The sequence below is a fragment of the Tepidimicrobium xylanilyticum genome (assembly GCF_900106765.1).
Lineage (GTDB): Bacteria > Bacillota > Clostridia > Tissierellales > Tepidimicrobiaceae > Tepidimicrobium > Tepidimicrobium xylanilyticum.
Map to the genome: position 1 here is coordinate 38,894 of NZ_FNNG01000004.1, position 18,449 is coordinate 57,342.

An 18,449-nucleotide genomic window follows, 5' to 3' on the forward strand; every position below is an offset into this window, starting at 1 on the left:
TTTGTTAACCTCCAGTTTTATCAATTCAGGATAACCAGTTCATAATTCACGATTATTCTGCGCTTTAGCCCTTGGGGCTTTTCATTATGGTTTAACTTAGGGGTCCTGTCTTAGTGACAGGACCTTAATGTCTTTTAGTCTTCTATCAATAGTATATATGGTATGTCTTTAGCAGAATCGTTGTGTTTTATTATATAGGCTTGGGCACCTTTTCTTAGCTTGTAAAGTTCTTCTAAGGATAATGGTTGATCGTTTACTAGGATTACTGCTTTTTTCAAGTTTAGGGTTTGGTCTTGGTTGTAGTCCCAGCGGCTGGTTAGATTGTTATAGGTTCTTACTTTTGTTAAGGTTAAAGTTTTTTCATCAATATTAATATCTCCTATTTCCCCTAATGTGCTGTGGTCTAATGTTATGGTTTGATTGTAGCTGTTTTGATCCTGAGGTATTAAATTGATGGCTAATGCTTCCTTTCCATAAGGGGTTTCTTTAACTATCATATAAGCTGGTTTGTTTTTGTAATATCCTTTTTCTATCCTATTTCTTAAACTCTTATCCTTTATATCAATTAAGTCTATATATCTGGAATCTAAGAAGGCCTTTGTTGGGATTAATTGCTCTAATTGACTATCATAAACTAATGTATTTAATGTTAATGTAAATTCTTCAGAACCTGAGTTGGACCTAAATCCAGAGGAAGTTAAAATCTCCTTATCCGTTTTATAATTATATCTGCCTATGGTTAATCTATAATCAGATATATCCTCTATCTTCCCTTTGTAGACCAATAGTCTTGTACCATCTATCCTGTCATCTATTATACCCGTATCTTCTATGGAAATAACACTTGCTCCACGACTACCGTATCTTAAATCGGAAACTAGATATACATTTTGATTCAAGTTTAAGTTTAGTGGATCTACTAACCTATTATCTTTTATTACTATGGTACCCTCATGAATATTGAAGGAATTGGTATCTACTACCAGTTGGCCAACGCCATAGTCTATGTTTTGGACCTTATCCTTGTATTCCATTGCTGAACCAGATTTAAGTAGCATTTTAGAGATACTCGTATTTCCATAAGAGTTTTCATAGGCAATATAGGCTTCTGTTCCCTTCCTCTTATTAAGGTCTTGGAGGCTTATCTTCCGTCCTCCTTCGTATATGCTGCCAGTACCTAGTTTAATCCTCTCGTTGGATTTGGATAATGGTATCCACTTGCCTTGATATAACCTTTCAGGTTGGGATATGAGGATTTCCTTATTCCTTTCATCTACTAATTGGATTTTCCCCTTCATTACTCCCGCAATATGCTTTTCTTCGTCCTCCACCTTTATTTCCGATACTTGAGGTGAATATATATCGTCAAAGGTTAATAAAACCCTATCTCCTTCCTTAACTTGGAACAGCTCAACTCTTTGATTCTTTTTGTATATGGTGGTATAAATAGGATCTATTTTAAATTTTTCTCTGCCACTGTTAGTTGATATTTCAACTTCATCGTTGGATATGAAGAGTACAGTTCCTACCCTAAATCTAGTTCCAGGGATTATATAGCCATCCCTTTCCGGATCTACATAATCAAAGGTAGTAATCTTAGTTACAAGATCGCCTTTAAGGGTAATGGCAACCTCCTGCTCAAAATATAGTTGGTCCATGTTTATGTAAGGGTCTAGTTTTAATCTATGGCGTTTATCGTTGTAATCCCATACTACAATCTCCCTATCCGTTAAGTTGATCTCTCGGATGGTTCCTTCAATTACAGTTTCTTTCTTGGTGTTTAGTTCAGCATATATACATCTTCCATTTGAATCTATATAATAGGTAATAAAATCTCTCGTTTTCAATATGCTAGGTGGATATATTTTTTTGTCCTTTTGGACTGGAAATTGATTTTTCCCCTCATACCCTATTATATTGCTGGTACCATCAGTGTTGTAGATGGTTATATTTCCTAATTCAATATTGGATATTTGCCCTATCTTTTTAGTAATTCCTCTATAATGGATTAAATCATCGATAGCATTGGATAGTATTTTTGCAAATTCAGCTCTGGTAATATAGCCTTTTGGATCTAAAGTAGTGGCATTTTTACCCTTCATATAGCCCTTTTGTAGGACTAATTCCACATAGGGTAGTCTGTGTTGAGCTATTTTATTATAATCTTTAAACTTTTTAGCTTCTATTATGTTATGGCCTAAAGGTGGCTCTACTCCCAAGGCTCTACCTAGTACATTGGCTGCCTCTTCTCTGGTTACTCTTGTGCTTGGATTGGGAGTTAATTTCTCAATATCCCCTTCTACTAATGCTAAATCGTAGGCTATTTGGTATATACCCTTTAAATGGTTAGTAGGCTCTAATGTTTGAGCCTCCCCTTCAAGGCCTAGAGCTCTAATAGCTACTGTAAGTAGTTCACCATAAGTTAATTTGCGGTTTGGATAGAATTTGCCTCCGCTTCCCGTCATATAGCCTAAGGCAGAAACTTCAAGTATTTCTCTCTTAGCCCAATGTTTATCTATGTCGGTATAATTAATGCTTTGGGCTTTTATTAAGTTGTTGGGAATCATAAAATTCAATATAAGCATGAATGATATTATTAGTAGAGTTTTTTTCTTCATAGATTTTCTCCCCTTTTTTCAATTCACGATGCACAATTATTTGAGTCTAGCTTTTGGGTCTAGAGATTTTTCAGCCACGCTTTAGAATGATCTCTAAAATTCAGAATTACAGAGGGGAAATTGTAGCCCCTCTGTTTTTATCTATCTGATAGCAGTATATATTTCCCTCTTCCATTAAAGGAAGTTATCCTGTTATCGGATATTTTAACATAATTTCCAGTGGAGGTGTCAAATTTGTATAGAGTTACATTCTTTGCATTTGAATAGGTTATATCATCTAGGTTTAAGGTTAGCTTGCCATTTCTTAGCAATTGGTCAATATCCATGTAATCCTTCCCTCTCTGGAATCTAAAGTGGAAATCGTAAGCTCTTGATGCTATTCTCTTTCCTCTTGGGATATGGGATTCTCCCTGTCTTTTTATGTTAATTTGAAGGTTAGAATCCTTATCCCCTTCATCCAACATGGAGACTCTAAAGGTGTACATATCCTTTGGATTAATAGTCATCTGCAGTTCTCCATATTTTATATTTAATGTAGAGTCAGTTCTTGCTAGGGCTATTGGTATGTTTATTATTAATTCATTAGTGTTTTTATATTTGGAGTGGTTAAAGTCTAAGCTACCCACATTGTTTTTAATATCCTCTGTACCTAATGTTCTTATTATCTTGCTTCCTATTATTTCTTCCTTACCTTTTTCTATTAATTTCTTCTGTTCTTCTTTAAGCCTTTCTTCCTTCTCCCTTTGTTTGTAGTCTTCCTGTAGACTTAAAGTCCTTACCTCAACTTCTGCAAAATCTATGGCTGCTCCATATTCGTTTAGGGCTCTTACCATGAATACATATCTAGTATTGGGTTCTAATCCCTTTATTAGATATTCTGCATCAGTTGTGCTGGCTATGAAAGTGCTGGCGTTTTCGCTAGCTTTCCTTCCGTATATCTCATATTTAGTAGCCCTGTTCAACAAATCTGGATCCGACTCGTTCCAGATTAACATTACCGTTGATTCATAGCCTGGAATGGCTTCTAATACCATTGGTTTTAGTGGCAATGGTTTTTCGTATTTGAAGTCGTTATAAGGGTCGGATACCCCCCCATCTGGGTTGATTATTATGATGCTACTATTCTCTAGGTTGGTGGCTTCGTTAAACCTTATCTTGATTTCGTTAGTATTTACCACATTAACACTTGCTGCTTCCATTCCACCTATTACTGCCACTTCCCTATTATTCCCTTGTGGATCTACTCCAGTTATTCCTTGTCCCTTTACATCCATTCCAGATTTTAATTCTCTAATTGGGATTATTTCCCCACCTATTATTACCTTAGCACCGGGCATGAATTGATTTCCTGTTATGGTTACTTCTGTTTTTGTGTCGTTTGTAAATAGTTTTTTAGGGTTGATATCGTCTATTCTTGGTTTTGATATATAAGTAAATATTAAGTTTTCTTGGGTTGGGCTGTTGTCTGGGTTTTCCACCTTCACCCTTACAGGTCCTATGGTATCCGATGGCGGAGCAATTACCTCTATTGTACTATGGTCAATTATCTTTATATCCTCTCTGGATACTTGGTTGTCTCCAAAGAATACCTTTAACTCTTCCCCTTCATAGCCTTCCATGCTCTTTCTAAAGTCCTTACCTTTAATGGTAGCCTTCGTTCCTCCTGTAGCTGGTCCTCTATCTGGCTCTATACTGCCTAACTCTGGACCCGATTCCCCCTTGACAAATTGAATATAAATTGGTGCATTCCAGATATTGTTTGGGTTATCGGAGGATACCTGAGAACCATCTCCGTTAATTACAGTTACCCTATATAGCTTTCCTATTGCGTTTTCATTGACTGGAGGCATGATGAAGGCTAATTTATTTGGGCTGGCATTTAAGGTTTCCGTTATATCCTTGTTATCTATATCCAATATATCTCCTATCTGGATTCGTGCTCCTTCTCTAAAATCCTCTCCCAATACGGTAATATGTTGGCCTCCCCTGTAGTCTAACCTTAATATTCTAGTCTTTCCATCGTCCCCTATGCTTGGATCCATTCCATCCCTTGTGATGTTTAAAATTCTAGGTTTACTTGCAGGGTTGGTATATTTATACCTTGTAGTAGCCCTTCCTCCATCTGGATTGGTTACCTCTACCTGCACATCCCCTACTGTGTAATAGGATGGAGTTTTCAACTCAATTTGCCCAGTATTCACCAATTTGGTTTCTGGGGAATATCCCTTTTCTACGATTAACTTCCTATTTTCAGTCTTAATCATTACCAGTTCATACCCAGGATAGGCCTTTCCATCGGTACTTTCTAATTCCCAAGTAGGAAGGTATATGGGCTTTCCGCTATATCCTTCAATGGTAAAGGTCTTTTTGTATATCTCTTTATTATATTTAGCTGTCATGGTAATGTTAGTTCTCTGAATTTGAGAACCATCATATTCTATGGTGAAATCCCCATTTTCCAAGGTAACCTGGGCTATATTGTTGTTCAAATCCTTAATTCCACCTATGGTACCAAAGCGGACTCTAGGCATATATTCCTCTCTAATATTTCCACCTTCCAATATGGACATTAGGGTGTTTTGGAATCCAGAACCTATTATTTCTACTGCATCTTTCCCTTGTTTCTTTCCTGTATCCCCTACTATTCTGTCTATTGTGATTCTAGAGCCTTCAAAATTGATAAATACCCTATTAGATGTTCCAAAATCGTTATTTACTACATAAAGTTCATGACGCCCTGGGGTAATCTGAGGAGTTATTACCTTAATATAGTTGGTACCAAATTCAACTATCTTGGCTTCTAGCCCCCCTATCCTTACCTTTGGAAGTACTTCAGATGTCAGATATTTATCGTAAGTATCTACAGGAACAGGAAGGGGTTCTGTCTTTCCAAGTTCTTTATTTTCAATATAGTCTATCCAATTGGAGTACGAGGTGAAACTTTCACTGTCATCTAAGTCTTCGTAATATACTGTAACTCCTTGTCTCGTTCCTTCTTTCCAATCCCTATACTTCTTTGTTAAACTCCAAGGTTCTTCATATTTGAAGTATCTACCAGTTATAGTGAGTATCTCTCCTCCAGCTGCAGAGCCTACTTGAGTATCTTTTTGGAACTCTATTCCATCTATAATAGGTCTTGCTGAAGGTGGAATTACATAAGTAAACCTTCCTATGGCTGTACCGCCATTTCCATTTTCTACCGCTACAGGAACTACCTTTCTATCCGTTCCTTCTTGAGCCATATTTCTCCTATATGGTGGCATATTGGTTATAATTAAAGTATCTTTGCCTGATATGGTCTCCCTTCTTACATCGTTAGCTGGTACTAGAACCCCATCTACATAAACTTTAGAATCATCTTCAAAGTTGATTCCTTCTATGAGGATTTGATATCCTCCCTCTATAGAACCAATACTTGGCTTTATAGCATGAATTTCAGGCTTTAAGGATACGGCCTCATAGTAGTAGAATTTATCTCTGGCTGTAGATTTCTTCGTATCTGGATTTTCCACAGTAATGGTATATCCATCAGGCAGTTTGGAATTTAACTGTGGCACCTTAAATTCTATTCGGTTTTTATCTATCACTTTAACCCTTGAACCGTATATTTCCCCTGCTTCATTAAATTTATAGGGGGTTTTCATTATAAGTGTTAGAGTTTCTCCATCTTTCGATAGTTCTATTCCATTTTTATTTACATTAATATCATAAACTTGTCCATCCTTTTCAGCTACTATATTTCCATTTATCTCCACAATATAATATTCATTTATTATGCTGCTTTGATCACTACCAGAGCCTCCATCAGATAGGATTATATTCCCTCTAATATCCTGATATATGGTATAGAAGTTGTTAGGTCTATCTTTGTCCTCCAATATTACGCTATGATGGTAGTCTGCAAGGTTTAAGCTATGTCCATCATATTTTATGAGCTCTTGATTCTCATTTTCATATTCTTCCAATACAATCTTTCCATTGACGATATTGTACTCGTTTATGTCAACTCCATCCATGAGGATTCTGCTTCCTATTAATCTATAGATTCCCATTCCAGCAGTGGTACCTACCGATGGGTTTGGGGCTAGGAAATTTTCCCCATCTACTATTACTACAGTATCCTTAGTTCCCGATTTAGGTGAAAAGTCCATAAATTGAGGATCTCGTTCCAAGGATTTTACATAGGTAAAATCTCTACTTGCCTGGCCTCCATCGGGATTCATTACAATAAGCTTTGTGGGTCCTTCTATTATCTGAGGATACTTTGGTGCATTAAATTTAAGTATGGTATTAAGACCTGATGGGTCTAATTCCTGTTTTACTCCTTGTACTTCTACTCCTCCCACAAATACTCTAACTCCCTGTTGGAAGTTGGAGCCTGTAACTGTAATCTCTTCCCCTGAATCTATGGCCACTACATTAGGGGTAATTCGGTCTATGCTTGGAGGTAAACCATCCTTAAGGTCTATGAACATTAAGGATACATTGTAGTTAAAACCGGGATAACCGGGTTCGTTACTTCCAAGTATTGGATTCATTACATATACAAGCTTAGGCCTAGGATTTTTTAAATCGGTAGTAACAGAATTTGCTGGAATTTTTACTTCCTCTGTTCTAGGCAGGGTGATTATTATTTTACTTCCTGTATCCCTTCCTACGGTTCCATCTATGATATTCCCCTTAGAATCCAATACCACCATGTCGGCCCCTGGTAAATCCTCCCATGCTCCGTTATGATATCTCTGTACTTGTCCTTCTTCTTTGGGATTAATTCTCAAAACAATGCCTTGATCGGCATCGTTCATTTGGGCGCCTAGTCCTACCACTGGATAATTGGTTATTTCCTCATTGCTTTCTGGATCTCTGCTTCTTATTACTTTAAAGTTTTCTCCTTCTATTCCTATCACTATATCTTCTTTTAAAACGTAATCTTCCGAGGATTTATCCTTTACTACTTGGATTTTTTCTGGCGATATCTTGTTAATGCTTGGAGGTGTATGACTTGGGACTATAGTGTATTTTACATTGTCGTTGGAAATAATGTTGGTAATGGTATGCGTTTCCCCAGATTCAGTTTTAATTTCAGTTTGCATGATTATTATTACATTTACTTCAGTCTCTTTATTTACGGTAGTTTGAGGTAATTTAACGGTTATATCATCAAAAATCTCAGTAAATTTATAAACTGGGTTTCCATTTGTTTCAACTGGCGTAGTTTTATCTCCTATATAGGTGGCTATATATCTGTTTACCTCTGTTATATTTTGTCCATTATAAGTTGCTTTATTATTTTGATCTGCATTTTTATAGGTTATGTGGAATACCCTGTCCTGATTTTCTTCATCGCTTCCAAATTCTGAATCTATTATCCCTTTTAGGGTATCGCCAATGGTTATAGTGCTTACTTTTACTTCATCTACACTAAGGGATTTTTCGTCAATACCATTTATAAAGCCCAATTCATCAAATCTTATACCTGTTACTTCTACTGTTTCTCCTGTATCTGGCCCTCTTTCGGGTTCAATCCTGCTTAGTACTGGCCCTTTATCGGCTCCAATTACGAAAAACCTTCCTTCTACCTTTCTGGTATCAGTAATCTGTTCATATATATTCCCTCTAGGATTGGTAATTTTATTGGTAACTATTACATCATAATATTTAGCATCCGTTATTCCCTTGGGTATTTTTATTTTTAATACCTTGTTGGTGGCTGACAATATTTCAGCCATATTATCGGCGCTATATCTATCCGTAGCATCTTCTAGAAAAAATACTGAATGTTGTGCCTCTCCATCTTTTATAGTAAAGTTTCCATCGGCTTTGATGTATGCAATGCTTTCTCTCGTTCCCGATTGTGGGATAATCTCCAATTTAGCTCCAAGTTGAGGCATATTACCTAATAGTTTAAATGCGTTACGATAAATGGCTGATTGTTCTACTTCTCCATCATCCAATCTTAACGTAATATTTTTAAATCCTGTAGTCCCTTTCATAACTTCGCTAAAGCGGTCGTATTGGTCAGCAACGAAAACTCCTTGTTCGCCGGTTATCTGAATTTTAACATTTGCTGCATTCAATCTTGCTCCTGTAAAGCTTACCTTCTGGCCTACGTTTACATCATAGGTTTCCATTTTGTTTATTATAGGAGCAGGGTCTATTTTTAATATAAAACCACCTACTCTAATTTCAGTTATCCTAATATTGCCCTGAGGATTGGTGATCCAAGATTCTACCGTTATGGGTTTGCCTAATTCGTTTTCGCCTACATTTATCTGATCTATAACTTGTGGATCCCCCTCTTCTTTAAAAATAGTAACATTATGGGTACCTGATTTATTTATAATGGCTTCAACACTTATGTAAATTGATTCTAATTGATTTTCATTTCCAATGCCCGACTTGTACGTGTACACAATCTTATTCTTAGATTGAGCGAATACACCTACCGGTCCTATTACTGGTATTATGAAGGATATTATTAATAATATGGATAATAGCTTTTTTCCTATTTTCGATTTTACCTTAACCATTGCCCCAATCTCCTTTCCCCTTATTCAATGCACTATCCACAATGCACAATTATTTAAGTCTAGCTTTTAGGTCTGAAATTCCTCGGATGTGCCTCGGAATAACAGTTTCCCAATTGACAATAATCTAAGTATATTATCGGCAAACATAGCAAGTTCTTAAGTTTATTATATATTATAAGCTAAATTTTTTCACCTGAATGCCGATAATATGGGAGAGAGTTACTATAGTAGTAAAGAACAAGGGGGAATGGTTTTGAAAAATAGAGCTATTATTTCTATAATGATTATACTGATTTTACTTCCATGCCTTCCTAAGCCTAGCTATGGAAAAGGTCAGGTGATGGAGATTGATGCTTTATTTGGGGATTTTAAACTTCAGGTTGAAGGCTGGTATTTCCCCCATAAGGAAATATTCATATATGATGGAGAGCTTTGGGTACCTATGAAGGAAGTGGCCCAAGCCTTGGGTATGGGGTATAGTTATAATTCTAGAAATAGGACTTTAAAACTAGATTCCCATGGAAAGCTTAATATAAATGCCACTTCTATAAAACCTAGTGTTTATCAAAAAGGATATGAAATTCAAGCCATGTACAGAAGAATAGAGGATTTGAATAAGAAGATAAGGGAGTTTCAAGGCAGAAAAACTGATAGTTCCAGTAAATGGGAAGGAGAAATCCGAAACATTAAGGTGGGATTTTCTGATATAAATATATTCCTAGATGGTAAGAAAATATACTTGGATAGGAAACCCTTATTATATAAGGATGATATATATGTTTCATTAGTATCTCTTTCTCCAGTACTCTACATTACCCCAGAGTTTGTTGATAATGTAGTAAATATAGACGGTAATGGGATTTTGGTTAACAAACCGGAATATGGCAGTATTGAAAAGTTGATCAATGGCAGAAATTCCCTTAGCTTAAAGCTAGAGAAGGAATTAACAGAATTAGAGAAAAAGAGAAAAATAATCATGGATGTAAAAATACCTTATGAAAAAATAGATCGCTTAGATGATATGGAAATATATCTGAATAGACATTTAGGATATATAGGAGAGCTCCCTGTAAAAATTCACCTTAGAAAAGAAAGCGATTCTTGGTACTATGTAGACATAGAGTTTGAAACTGGGTATAATTTCAGATGGCGAGAATTAACAAGGCGGGATGTAGAAGCCTATATATGGGATATATTCGTTGCCATTACCAGTTTATATGATGAGGAAGCAAAGATTCAAGGTCACATAGAGAACCCTTACAGTTCTAGATATAATTATGTGGAATTTAATACCCAGATGAAAAACATAGTATTTAAGTTTATAGATAGCAGGTTAGATATGACGGAAAAGGTAGACCCTCAATTTATAGAAGATTTATTAGCAAAAAGATTGGATAGATATAATCGAGTATACTTCGATTATTCTGCTAGAATATCTGGCTATGATTTAGAACTTATAGTCTATCCTGATACTAGAAGCTTTATGCATAATTGGAGTCTTAATAGTAAAGTTAGTTTCTTAGAAAGGATAGATAGTATCATAAGGGAATACTATCCACAATTAAGGATAAATGGAGTTATTGAATATCCTGGTAGAGATAGCATTGAGTTTTTAATCCATGAAGGTAAGATCCGTTCTCCATATTTAGAAAGGAAAACTGAGGAATTTTTGAAAAAAAGATATGGATCATTTACATCTGGAAGTTTCAGAATCCCAATGGAATATAAGTTACACCAAACTAACTTAAATGATTATAAACTGCTAGTATATATGGACTTTAATATAAATGATGAAAGATGGAACGAATCTGTAGACAGGGCATTGGACATATTTTTACATGATGTCATAGCTGAAGTGATTGCCCTATGGGATGCAAATGTATTTCTTCAAGCTTATGACAAGAATCAGTATATTGTAAAGGAAATAGTAATATCTCAAGATGTGGTCCAAATGGTTAATGCAGACCCCTTTCCTGGAGAAGTTGTAAAAGGTTCTACCGTAAGATTGTCTACCAATACCCTAGGAGCTAATATATACTATACCTTAGATGGTTCTGCACCATCTCCATCGAATAGGATTCTCTATATTGATCCTATTGTGATAAATGAGGATACCATAATCCGAGCCTATGCTACAAAAGAAGGCATGAACGATAGCCCTATTTCCACCTTTAACTATAAGGTAGTGGAAAAATAAAATTATATGCCCATAATAGGAGGTTTTCATGAAGAAAGTTTTGGTTTTCATATTAATTGGTTTAATTATATTTCCGAATGTCAGCATAGCTGCTAATCAGCATGTAATGGAAAATAAGGATTTAAATGAGAAAATGACAAGAAAGGAATTAGCCACTATAGGAGTGCGGTTAAAGGACTTGGAAAATTTAGTTCAATTTTATGAGGATAAAAATATCTTCCCCGATGTTAAAGGCTGGGCCACTCCTTACATTAATTTGGCATATAGTTTCGATATTATGAAGGGCACTACTAATGATAAATTTGAACCCGATGCCAATGTAACCTATATAGAATTTTTAACCGTAATAATGCGGGTAATGGGCTATGTAGATGGAATCGACTTTGTTAAATACCCTGAGGATTATTATAATAAGGCTTTGGAGCTTGGACTGGCAAATATGTATATTCCATATGATCAAACTATAACCAGAGGATTTGCTTATGATATAATTACTGAATTGCTTACTAAACATTAGAATTGGGACACGGAATTGCCTCCGTGTCCCTCATACTATTCTTTTATCATATTGGTAAGATAGTGATTTCTTTCTATAAGTTTAAATATTGGTACTCCTATTACAGATACTACTATAAATTGAGAAAGCATTATCTGGCCTGTAACTAAAAAAAAGTTTACAGGAGTATCTGATAAAAACCAAATTTCTAAACCTACTATAAAGCTGAATATAGATGGCCAGAGACTGGCTAGGAATATATTTTTTGTTCTACTCATACAGTTAAGGGCTAAAAAGCTAGCCAATGTCCCAAATATAATATCTATTAGTCCAAAAGGGCTTCCTATATTAGCTATGGCACATCCTAAAGTCAAGGGACCTATGTAAAATGGATCCATATACGCTAATAGGGTTAGTATTTCAGAAATCCTAAATTGAATTGGTCCATAAGCCAAAGAGGGCAAAGCATAGGTTAGAATTACATATAATGCTGCAATAATACCTGCTTTTACTAATTTGTACGTTTTATTTTTCATCTTCATTGCCTCCTACCCCAAAATCAGTATTGTTCCATAGAATTTCTATATTGTCATATTCCTCTAGGTATGAGTAGTTTTCTTTAAACCACTGAATTAACTCTTGGTCCCCTTTTACAGGAGTAGTATTTTCAATATAAATATTTATACAACCATATTTAAAATGTTCTTTTAATATGTCTATATCCCTCTTAATCATCTCCTTGGTTTGTCCCTTTATTCCCACCAATAAGCATATGGATTCAAAATACTTTGCTACTTCCTTATAATCTTTAAAATATACTCCTTTGTTTAGATAGTTGTTTCTAAAAACATCATCAAAGGTTTCAATTCCACATTTAAATACAATATCTATCCCTTTAAAGTAATCCCTTATTTCATTAAGCCTATGTCTATAGTGGTAATGGCTCTCAAAATACAGCCTTTCTATTCCTTTCGAATTGACAATGTTTTTTATTTCTTCAAGGGTTTCCTTTGGCAGTTGAAATACAGAAGCGGAATTTATGACCTCTAATTGCTTAAACTCCCCTGTTATGTTCTTCAATACTTCTTTATTGATTTCATTTATATAATAATCATCTTTCTCATTGTCGTGAATATAGTCGCAAAACAAACATCGTCCCCAATGGCAAGGATGTGATTTTAAAAGCACAATCTCCCTTGGATTCTTCTCTAATATTTTACTGTACCTAATCAATGTTATCACTCCCTTGTTTTTATAGTGGTTATCAAGGTAACACTTTGTTCTATGTATTACGTGCTTGATTCATAATGCAATTTTTATTTTACCCAAAAAATAAACTGACTCTTAATAATTTTTGATATTTTACATAACCCAAGCCTATCCTATAAAATCTTACTTTATCTAATTTTATTTCTTTCATCTTTTCTCTCATAAAAATAGATGGGGTAATTCTTGCACCCCCATCATCTTTTCCAAGTCCCAACTTAAGGTATGGGACCTTCTCTTTTTTGATAGCATTCTATTGGTATTATTATACATAGAGCATTAAGTTATGTCAAATACTCAATAAGTTTGGAACACAGGATACCATCCAATGTCCTCATATCCCTTTATTGTGCAAAAAAATCTGCTTTTAGTATATACTCAGATTTGTTTATTTCTTCTATTACCATTTTATGCTTTTCTATGAAGTCTAGTGGGTTAAGGAGTTCTCTTGTTTTTATGTTATATACTCGACTGTTTTCGAATATACCGTCTCTTGACATCTCTAGCAATATTTCATCAGTTATTATAGAGCCTTTTAAGGCATAGGTTTGGGGAGCTACAAAGTTTTCCCCCTCATAATTGATTAAATCTACACCAAACATTAGACCTTTTTCGTTTTTATAGCCCATAATATTTAACATAGTAGGCAGAAAGTCTAATGCACTGCCTATTCTAGTTATGGTTTCATTAGCTTCAAGACTTGGTATATGGATTATCAAAGGGATCTTTAACATTTCATCCAAATCGTAAGGGTAACCTAGATAATCGGTCATCAGCTTTTGGTCATCTTTGTTAAGGCTATTTATAGCAAAATGATCTCCGTATATGACCAATATCGAATTATCATACAGCCCTTCTCTTTTTAAATCCTCGATAAACTGACCTATGGCCTTATCGGTATAGTGGATAGCTTGAAGGTAATTCCCTAGTAAGGTGTCCTCATATTCAGCTTTGATATTCAGGTACTTATACTTTTCAGGCATTTTAAAGGGATTGTGGCTAGTTAATGTGATCATAAAAGCATAGAAGGGCTTATCATCTAATCCATCTAATTCCTTTAAATAACCCATAGATTGTTTAAAAAACTCAACATCAGTGAGTCCAAAGCCAATGGTTTCCGTTAAATCATAGTCCTCTTCAGATACGAACCTTTGGAAACCTTGATTTAGATAGGCCTTGTCCCGATTCCAGAAATCCTTTTTATATCCATGAAATGCCCAAGCAATATATCCATTATCCCTTAGAATCCAGGGAAGTCCATAAAAGGTATTGTCCACATATTGGGTATAGGTAGGTTCCTCCATAGATGGATATAGGGAATTATGGGTTACGAATTCTGCATCGGAAGTATTCCCCCTTCCCAATTGCTGATAATAGTTATTAAAGTAGAGGCTTCCCTCTTCTCTAATAAGCCTATTTAGGTTGGGGGTTACTTCCTGCCCTTCATGGAAATGGTCTATTACAAAATTCTGCAAGGATTCAACTTGGATTACTATTAAATTTTTCCCTTTCCCTAAACCTGTGTACTTTCCTTCCACAAATTCCGATCGCTTTTTAAGTTCAGCTATATCCGTTATAGTCAAAGTCTCTATATTGGTTATATCTTCCTTCATTATAGTCTTCTTAATATCCTTAGCATGGTAGGTGAATAATTCTTGGTTGGTTACAGGCCCGAATAGGCCTATCTTGCTTAATATGGTTAGCAAAAGGATTAGAACTAGAGCTATTCCTCCAGGAATTCCCCAGCTTATATATCTATTAAATCTTCTGCTATTCCTTTTCCTTCGTGAATAGAAGTAAACTAGGGGTAAATCTAATAAAAAAAGTATGTTCCTAAAGGATAACAAGGTTTTAACGCTATCTCCTACTGCTGGAACCTGACCTACCTGCTTAAGCATCTTGATTGAGGGCAAAGTATTGAAATAGCTATAGTATACCACATCCACAAACATGATTAAGGATACTATTGTATAGAATAGGAACCCTAATCTGTATTTATTCCTGTTGTTCCTCAAATAGATGAAGGAATAACAAAATAGAATTACCAATAGGCTGATTAAGAAGACTAAAGCTCTATTGTGTTTTACCCTGGTTATGTTCATGAATAATAATATCTTCAGAGCTAACAATAGCGATAACATATATATCCTCCATATCTATTGTTTCAGCAAAAACCCATCTAGATTTTCATATTGGTCTATGTCTACATTTTCATCTACTCCATCTAAGTAGATGGATATTTCCAGATCTTTTAATTCCTTTACGAAAGAGTTATCTAAATATTCCTCATTTAGTATAACTCCAGCTAAAGGATTCCTCTTTAGAAAGTCTAAAATCTCTTCATTAGTATAATTCCCCTTTGTTGCATTGAAGAATATATTCTTAAAGGCTTTGTTGGAGAGCCTATAGTACTGGTCAAATTTGGTCTGCTCTACTATAAGCCTATCCTTTATATCAGGATACTCATCCTTGACTTTTAAAAATATACCCTTATTCCACTCATCAGTTTTTAATAATAGATATGCGTCTTCATGATTCTCCATCCAATGAGCCAAATCCTTTATTTCATAACCACCTTCCAATACTACTTCTTCCTCGACTATAAACTTAAGTTTTACAGCCATCAATCTGTGGCCTTCTTCATAGTTTTTGCTCAATTCTTCCAAAGGATTATTATAACATCTAATTATGTACTTATCATCCGGTATATTTTTCCCCTTTAAGTCCTCTAGATCAACTGAGCCTTGATTTTCCATCAATAGTTTGATTAAATCCTTTTTTAATACATAATTTGATTTGTTTATTTCGGATACTATGTATTCATATCTTGCCTTAACTTTCTCTAATTCTATGGGTTCCCTTGTTTTCCTATTATAAGCTTGGCTATTTTCAAAGAGTCCATCGCTAGACATATTGAATAAGGTATCATCATCTATAAAGGTACCTTTAAATACATAGATTTGAGCAGCTACAAAATTCTTCCCTTGGTAATTTAGCAAATCCCGACCAAACATTATTCCCTTTTCGTTTTTATAACCCATAATATTCAATATGGTAGGTAAAAAGTCTAGTTGGCTGCCTATTCTAGATATGGTTTCGTTAATTTCCACATCTGGCACGTGGATAATCAATGGAACTCTAAACATTTCATTTATATCATATTCCATATTTAAAAATTCCGACATCAATTCTACTCCCTGGGGATTGTATCCAGTTATGGCAAAGTGATCCCCATAAATTGCTATTACTGAATTATCATATAATCCTGCTTTCTTTAAATCCTCCAAAAATTCTCCTAATGCCTTGTCCACATAATGGATGGATTGAAGATAATCCCCTAATATAGTGCCTTCATGTTCTTCTCTAATATTTAAATAATGATATTTTTCTGGCATCTTAAAAGGAGTATGGCTAGTTAATGTAATCATAAATGCGTAGAAGGGCTTGTCATCTATGCTGTCCAATTCCTTTAGATATTCTATAGATTGCTTAAAGAATTCCCTATCGGTAATTCCAAAGCCTATAGTCTCTACCAGTTTAAAATCGTCTTGGGAAATGAATCTTTGGAATCCTTGATTTGTATAGGCCTTATCCCTATTCCAAAAATCCTTTTCATACCCATGAAATACCCAAGCAGTATAACCATTATCCCTTAATATCCACGGCAGCCCATAGAAAGTATTTTGCTCATATTGAACATAGGTAGGGTCTTCCATAGATGGGTATAGGGAATTATTGGTGACGAATTCTGCATCAGAAGTATTGCCTCTTCCCAACTGTTGATAATAGTTGTCAAAATAAAGGCTGCCCTTTTCCTTTATTAATCTGTTTAGATTGGGAGTTATCTCCTGTCCATCATAAAAAAGGTCTATAACAAAGTTTTGTAAAGCCTCTACCTGTATTACTATTAAATTTTTCCCCTTTCCAATTCCCGTATGCTTCCCTTCCTCAAGTTGAGTCCGCTGTAAAAGTTCTTCCAAGTCCTCTTGGCTAAATAGGCCTCCTCTTTCCTCGATGATTTCCTCATCTTTTCCTTTTTCTACTGCAAACACCTCTTTAATATCCATAATATGGTAAGTAAAAGGTTCTTGATTCATTACGGGCACCATCAAACCTTTGGCATCTACAATAGATAGGGTTAATATAAGGATAAAACCTATACCAGCAGGTATGCCAAATCTTATATATTTGCTATAGGATTTATTCTCATTCATAATTGGTTTCTTTCTATGGTATATTATATGTAATGGCAGGTCCAATATAAATAATAGGTTTTTAAAGCCAAGTAACATTTTGATGCTATCCTTAACAGCCCCTAATTGATGGAACTGTTTAATCATCCTGATTGAGGGGAAAGAATTAAAATAGCTGAAATACACCACGTCGATAAACATAACAGAGCATATTATGCTATATATGATAAATGCTAGGCTTCTTTTCCTTTTTAGGTTACTAAAATGGACTAAAGTAAACATAAAAAAAATTATAAGCATACTAATAAATAATATTATTGATTGATTGTGTTCAACTTTGATTATATCCATAAACGGCAGCATTTTCCACAGGAGCAATATTGCAAAGATCATTTCTGTTCCTCCTATAATGGCTTAATTTTTCATACAATACTAATTTACACCAATATGGTATAACTTGCAAGTTTATAAGTAGGATATGGATAAATTGTTGGAAAAAGCCTAAAAAAATTGTATAATGTATAAATAAAACAATTATATATCTTTTATGGAAAGGAGATGAACTATGAGATTCAGAACTAATGATTTAGTGACAGCTGCTGTGCTACTAGCAATTGGCATTATACTTCCTATGGTAATACATATATCTGGTATTAATGGAGCTGTATTTCTCCCCATGCATATACCAGTATTAGTATCCGGACTAATATTAGGTTCTTCATTAGGACTTATTGTAGGAATTATATCGCCTATACTTAATCATACTCTAACTGGTATGCCACCAATTCCAACTCTTTGGATTATGTTGGTAGAACTAGCAGTTTATGGCCTAATATCTGGCTATCTTTATAGGAGAATTAAAATGGCCTTACTACCTGCTTTAATCTCTAGCATGGTTCTAGGTCGAATTGCTGCAGCACTAACAGTTTTAGTTTTGGGAAGTGCTTTTTCCCTTCCAATGCCTCCTTTAGATATATATATTAAAGGAATTACTATTACAGCTTTACCCGGTATTATAATCCAAATTCTACTAATACCGCCAATAGTGAAGGCTTATGAAAGGAATCGATAAACCAATAAGTTCTTTTATTGGTGTCAGGCACCGATAAAAGAACTTATTTTATTTTTTTTGTATTATTTTATAGAATT

At 34.9% G+C, this 18,449-nt stretch carries 9 protein-coding genes; 3 read left to right on the forward strand and 6 right to left on the reverse strand.

All coding sequences use genetic code 11. The annotated features are described in order from the left end of the window. Window positions 1-134 precede the first annotated feature (134 nt). Window positions 135-2,618, reverse strand: a complete 2,484-nt coding sequence (locus tag BLV68_RS05850; RefSeq protein WP_093751799.1) for an S-layer homology domain-containing protein — start codon at window positions 2,616-2,618, stop codon at window positions 135-137. Window positions 2,619-2,755: 137 nt separating this feature from the next. After that, on the reverse strand, window positions 2,756-9,148 hold the full coding sequence (locus BLV68_RS05855; RefSeq protein ID WP_093751801.1) for an IPT/TIG domain-containing protein: 6,393 nt from the start codon (window positions 9,146-9,148) through the stop codon (window positions 2,756-2,758). A 253-nt stretch (window positions 9,149-9,401) separates the two neighbouring features. On the opposite strand from BLV68_RS05855, the gene BLV68_RS05860 reads away from it, so the two are divergent. Together BLV68_RS05860 and BLV68_RS05865 are read left to right on the forward strand one after the other, a co-directional pair. Continuing rightward, complete coding sequence (locus BLV68_RS05860; protein WP_159428627.1) at window positions 9,402-11,345, forward strand: chitobiase/beta-hexosaminidase C-terminal domain-containing protein; 1,944 nt, start codon at window positions 9,402-9,404, stop codon at window positions 11,343-11,345. Between the two features lie 28 nt (window positions 11,346-11,373). Further along, entirely contained in the window at window positions 11,374-11,862 is a 489-nt protein-coding gene (locus tag BLV68_RS05865; RefSeq protein ID WP_093751805.1) for an S-layer homology domain-containing protein, read from the forward strand. Between the two features lie 35 nt (window positions 11,863-11,897). Here the strand turns inward: BLV68_RS05865 and BLV68_RS05870 are convergent, their stop codons facing one another. The 4 genes from BLV68_RS05870 to BLV68_RS05885 form a co-directional block, all read right to left on the reverse strand. Continuing rightward, the gene (locus BLV68_RS05870; protein WP_093751807.1) at window positions 11,898-12,377 is read right to left on the reverse strand and encodes a QueT transporter family protein; all 480 of its coding nucleotides are present in this window, start codon (window positions 12,375-12,377) and stop codon (window positions 11,898-11,900) included. Then, the gene (locus BLV68_RS05875) at window positions 12,367-13,083 is read right to left on the reverse strand and encodes a radical SAM protein (protein ID WP_407702346.1); all 717 of its coding nucleotides are present in this window, start codon (window positions 13,081-13,083) and stop codon (window positions 12,367-12,369) included. Before BLV68_RS05875 ends, BLV68_RS05870 begins: the two co-directional genes overlap by 11 nt. Before the next feature lie 368 nt (window positions 13,084-13,451). Continuing rightward, complete coding sequence (locus tag BLV68_RS05880; RefSeq protein ID WP_093751811.1) at window positions 13,452-15,248, reverse strand: LTA synthase family protein; 1,797 nt, start codon at window positions 15,246-15,248, stop codon at window positions 13,452-13,454. Window positions 15,249-15,263: 15 nt separating this feature from the next. Beyond that, entirely contained in the window at window positions 15,264-17,399 is a 2,136-nt protein-coding gene (locus BLV68_RS05885) for a sulfatase-like hydrolase/transferase (RefSeq protein WP_159428628.1), read from the reverse strand. A 466-nt stretch (window positions 17,400-17,865) separates the two neighbouring features. Between BLV68_RS05885 and BLV68_RS05890 the strand changes: the two genes are divergently transcribed. Continuing rightward, window positions 17,866-18,372, forward strand: coding sequence for an ECF transporter S component (locus BLV68_RS05890; protein WP_093751815.1), 507 nt, complete (start codon window positions 17,866-17,868; stop codon window positions 18,370-18,372). The last annotated feature ends 77 nt before the right edge of the window (window positions 18,373-18,449 follow it).